The sequence below is a fragment of the Epibacterium sp. Ofav1-8 genome (assembly GCF_022348185.1).
Taxonomy (GTDB): Bacteria; Pseudomonadota; Alphaproteobacteria; order Rhodobacterales; family Rhodobacteraceae; genus Epibacterium.
This window is the reverse complement of the sequence record NZ_JAKRFD010000029.1, coordinates 1-3245: the sequence shown is the minus strand read 5'-3', so window position 1 is coordinate 3245 and position 3245 is coordinate 1. Positions and strand designations below refer to the sequence as shown.

At 67.9% G+C, this 3245-nt stretch carries 1 protein-coding gene and 1 pseudogene; both read right to left on the bottom strand.

What is annotated here, in order from left to right:
• A pseudogene (locus tag MHM97_RS22625) lies at positions 1–265 on the bottom strand (hypothetical protein); the annotation flags it as partial.
• Positions 265–3245 (bottom strand): hypothetical protein (locus MHM97_RS22620; RefSeq protein ID WP_239325887.1); only part of this gene is annotated, 2981 nt, incomplete at its 5' end. The pseudogene MHM97_RS22625 and the gene MHM97_RS22620, both read right to left, overlap by 1 nt.

The window sequence follows — 3245 nt, the reverse complement described above, 5'->3', positions numbered from 1 at the left end:
TGTTGGAACGGCGCTGATCGAAGGCCCGCCAGCGGTTGGTGGCGCTGATCTCCAGCCAATGGCTGCCGTCATCCCCCAGCGGATCATGGCCCTGGTTGTTGTCCACCAGGCTTTCATAGATCCGGTGTGACAGGGTGGAGATCACCCGCGCGCCCTGGTCATAGGTGGCGGCGCTGTCCCAATCCGGATGATCATCCTCCGGAATGTTCGAGGCGATCAGCTCCACCTCGCTTACCGGCATCGGTGCAATGATATTGAAGTCCATCAGCTCCGCTCCCCCGGCAGGCCGATCTCGTCCCAATCGTCGATCTGATTGGCGATCCGGTCCACGATCAGTTGCAGCGCCTGCCCCTGCGCCACCACATGGCGGGTCAGATCCTCGATCCCCCGCGCCAGCGGGCGGTTGTCGAGCATCGCCACCGATTCCGCATGGCTATGAATGCGCGCGGGGCCGGTGTGCTCGATCTCCCAGCCGCGCTCGCCGACGATGCGCGCGCCGCCCTTATGCGCCCCGCCCCGGGCAAAGGCGGGGATACCGCCGAGATCCCGGATCTGCGCCCGCAGCGTCTCGATCTGATCCTCACTGACGTTGTAGCTCTGGTTATAGGCGCGGATCTGCGCCTCCAGCCCATCCGCGCCCCAGAAGGCAGAGCGGAAGCCCGCCAGATCCGCCCCGCCCCCATAGGTGACATAATCCGCGTCATAGATGATCCGCCCGGAGACGTCTGAGAGCCGCAGCTCCGCATCGCGGCCGCCGGAGCGGGTCAGGCTCACGCCGGTCCGGCGCTCCAGCGCCTCGATTTGGCTGACGATCCCCGCCGCCTCGCTGCGATCCGCAAGGCTGCTGGCCACGGTCTGCCCCTGCGCCTGCAACGCCGCGATCTGGGTCTGCGCCGCCCGCGCCAGCCGATCCGCCTCCACCGCATCGCGCAGCTCGCCCAGCATGCCGCGCAGCCGGTCCAGCGGGTCCTGCAGCCGTTCGGTCTGTGTGGCCAGATCGGCAAAGACATCATCGGCCTCCAGCACCACGCCGCCGCCAAAGGTCAGCCGACCGCTGCCGCCGCCATCGCCGATCAGCCCGGCAATCTCGCTCAGCCGCGCCACCGTGTCGGCCCCGGCCCCGGTCAGGGCCACAGTCACCCGGCGCGACAGGTTGGCGGAGCGGGTCAGCACCAGCGACCGAGTCTCCGGGTCGAGATCCCGGGTCAGATCCAGCATCACCCGGCGGCGCAGATCCGCCGCCGTGGTCAGCGCCAGCCTGCGGCTTTCCGCATCCAGATCCGCGCCCAGCACCAGATCCAGCGTCGCCACATGCTGCGAGAGCGCATGGGTGGCAATCCAGCGATCCGCCGGTGTCAGGTCATCGCGGCGGATGATAAAATCGAGCGTGGTGCGAATGCCGGTGTCGGCCTGTTCCACCAGCTCGCGCAGCCAGCCCGGGGCGCTGTCATCCAGCGTCACCGCCACATCCAGCGCACCGACCAGATCGTCATAGCTGAAGGCCTCGGCACTCTCGATGGCGCTTTCCAACGCCGACAGCGACGCCTCGAAGGAAGCCACCGTGCCATCCCAATCCTCCGCCAGCGCCTGGACGCCCTCGCTCAGATTGGCGACCTCATCCGCCGTCAGCCCCTCAAACTGCAGGAAGGTGCCAAGCGCGGTCAGAACCTCGATCTGCTGCTCGTAAAGCCCCGCCAGCACCTCATCGTTGCCCGCTTCCAGATCCGCGATCCCCGCCGCATAGGTGAGGCGCGCCTGTACCTCGGCGGCTATCCGGCGGTAATCCAGATCCGATCCTGCCATGTCGCGGGCGCTGCGCAGGTAGCTGCGGGCGAGATCCGGCAGCGCCGCCGCTGCCGTCGCATCGCCCGCCTGCACCCCGGCAAAGGCCGCATCAAGGCGGGCCTTCTGCGCCGTGGCAGTCTGGGCATCGCTGGCCGCGCTCAATTCGGTGGTCAGCAGGTCGGAGACAAAGCCGCGCAGATCCTCGGAGGTCCGCCGCCAGTCCGCCGCCGCCTCCCGCGCCGCGCTGACCATATCCTGGGCCGCATCGATCTGGACGCCGATCTCGCCGCCGATCTCTTGCGCCAGCCCGGCCAGCTCCGCCGTGAAGGCCCCCATCTGGGGCAGCACCTCATCCATCGCCCCGGCCAGCCGCAGCAGTTCGGCATAGAGGGTCTGCCCGCCCTCGGTGCTGAGATCGAGGCTTTCGACCAGCTCGCGGAAGGCGGCGCGCGAGGCGGGCATGGCAAGTCCCAGTTCCTCGAACTCTTCTTCCAGCCGCCGCAGGACGGTCTCGCTGCGCTCCGCCTCGGTATAAAAGCCGTCAAAATAGCGCGAGATCGCCACCGAGAAGGCCTCCGATCCGCCAAAGGCCGCCAGCAGGTCAGAGGCCAGATCACCGCCCGCCAGCGACACATCAAAGGCGGTGCCGCTCAGGAGATCCATGGCGTCATTCACCGCCACCAGGCTGCCCGAGAGTCGCGCCAGCGTGTCCGAGGCGCTTTCCCCGGCGCGGGTGAAGTCATCGGTGCCGAGGATCAGATCCGCCATCTGGTCGGAGGCCGCCGCCATGTGATCGGCGATGTCCTGCTGGATCTGCTCCTGCGTGCGCCCGGAGGTCATCACCGACAGCGTATAGCCCTCGAACTCCGCCAGCGCGTCAGAGCCAAGCCCCAGCGCTTCCGACATCGACAAAAGGCCCGAGGTCAGCCCGGCAACCTGCTGATCCAGTGCTGCATCCAGCCCCGCATCCACCGCGCCATAGACATTCTTGTCGCTGCGGAACCAGCCGCCCTTGTAAAAATCGCGGGTGTAGCCGTCAAAACCATCGGCTCCGATGGTGCCCTCCAGCGCCGAATATTCGAACTTGCGGCTGAAGGCCTTGGACAGGAGGGCCACGCCGCCCGCCAGAAGCCCCACAACAGGCAGGGCCGCGCCAATGGTCGAGACCAGCGCGCTGGCCCCTGTTGCGGCCGAGGCAAGGGCCGCATTGGCCCCAACGCTGAACAGCCCCGCGCTGGTAAAGCCACCGAGCCCCAAAGCCGCCTGGAAGCCGCCGCCCAGCCCCGCAACAAGGCTGGTGCCGCCCAGAAGGCCGCTTGCCCCCTGCCCCAGGATGCCGGACAGCAAACCACCGCCACCACCGCCACCCGAGAGCAGCCCGCCCGCTGCATTGGCTGCGGTGCCAGCACCGCCGAGCGACAGCCCCAGCGCAATGCGGATCTGGTTCTTGGCAAAGCTTG